At 42.8% G+C, this 1,314-nt stretch carries 2 protein-coding genes; both read right to left on the bottom strand.

The window, feature by feature from the left end:
• Positions 1–17 precede the first annotated feature (17 nt).
• On the bottom strand, positions 18–254 hold the full coding sequence (locus AB0C76_RS41380) for a hypothetical protein (RefSeq protein WP_359975962.1): 237 nt from the start codon (positions 252–254) through the stop codon (positions 18–20).
• 14 nt (positions 255–268) lie between these two features.
• Positions 269–1,216 (bottom strand): IS30 family transposase, encoded by a 948-nt coding sequence (locus AB0C76_RS41375; RefSeq protein ID WP_003130410.1) that lies wholly within the window; start codon positions 1,214–1,216, stop codon positions 269–271.
• Between the last annotated feature and the right edge of the window lie 98 nt (positions 1,217–1,314).

Here is a 1,314-nt window from a genome sequence, read left to right as displayed (position 1 = left end):
GACGATGATCAGCCAAACTACTGGCCGGTAACCTCCGCCGCCCCCTCATGCGCAATGACCACAGCTGCCAAAACATAAAGTATAGCTAAAATTAAAATAACACTTGAGAAACCGAACACTCCATACACCAAGGTTCCAAGCATCGGTGCACCGAAAACAGAAAGGTTATCTAAGATACTTCTAATACCATTATATTTTTCTAATTCTGATTCATCAACAAGTTCAGTAAATAGAACTTTTGAAGATAAACGCAAATTGCAAGTCCAAGTTAGCCAGCCAAGCTCATCTCATATGAACTCTTATAGTTGAACATTTTTCTTGGATAATGGTTCATCCAATACTCGATAGCGGCGACTTCTTCAGGGGTCGTCTTTGTTGTGCCTTTTGGCAGATGCCTACGAATCATTCGGTTATGGTTTTCATTCGTCCCTCGCTCAAAGCTCGCGTAGGCGTGTGCATAGTAAACTGGACAGCTTACGACCTCAGAGAGCCTTGCAAATTCATGGCCATTGTCAGGGGTAATGGATTTGAAGTCATAACTTTTTTGAAGTTCCACCAGCTCATCATTGACCGCCTGTGCTGTTTTCCCATCAATCAAGCGAATGATCTCCGTGCGGTATTTTCGCTCTGTGAGCGTCAAAAGCACCTTGTTCTTAGCTCTCGTAAGAATGACCGTGTCAATCTCGTAATGCCCCACTTCTAAGCGATTGTTAATGAACTCAGGCCGTTCTTCAATAGACTTACCAAAAGGATGCTTTGGCGCACGAGGTTTGATTTTCTTTGCCGCCTTATACTGCGGATAGAAAAGATGATGACGCTTGGCTTCTAACCAGCCCCAGTTGACCCAATTGTAGAGGCTGCTCAGAGAAACTCCTTTTAGAGCCTGATGAATGACTTCCAAAGAGTCCTTGTCTTCTTTAAGACGTGTACTCACATAACAATCAATCTCAGTCGTGAGTTTACTCGGACGAACACTGTGAGCCCTCAATCCTTCATAATTTTCTTGAGCCTTTTTAGCAGAGTATTTTACCTTCCGCTTGAGCTGGATTTCCCCTCGCTTCATCTCTCTGTCAATCGTCCCATGAGCTTTATTCAATAAGCGCGCAATCTCACGGTTGCTCAGTCCTTCTTTATTGTGCCAACGTTCAATGTTTAAACGGTCTTGATTGGTCAGGTGTTTCCCTTTGCTCTGGCTTGTGATAGAATAGTCTTGCATCTGAATTTCCTTTTTATACTATTTGGTCGAACTTCTAGTATAAGAGATTCAGATGTTTTTTGCTTGACTCAAGGTGGCTAACTTCATTTTACAATTTG

It is taken from the genome of Kitasatospora sp. NPDC048722 (assembly GCF_040650235.1).
GTDB lineage: Bacteria > Actinomycetota > Actinomycetes > Streptomycetales > Streptomycetaceae > Kitasatospora.
The sequence above is the reverse complement of the archived record's forward strand: the minus strand, read 5'-3'. Positions and strand labels throughout refer to the sequence as shown.

What these genes read in the sequence shown, in the direction of transcription:
- AB0C76_RS41375 (WP_003130410.1), bottom strand. Translation starts at nt 1,216, where the DNA reads ATGCAAGACTATTCTATCACAAGCCAGAGCAAAGGGAAACACCTGACC.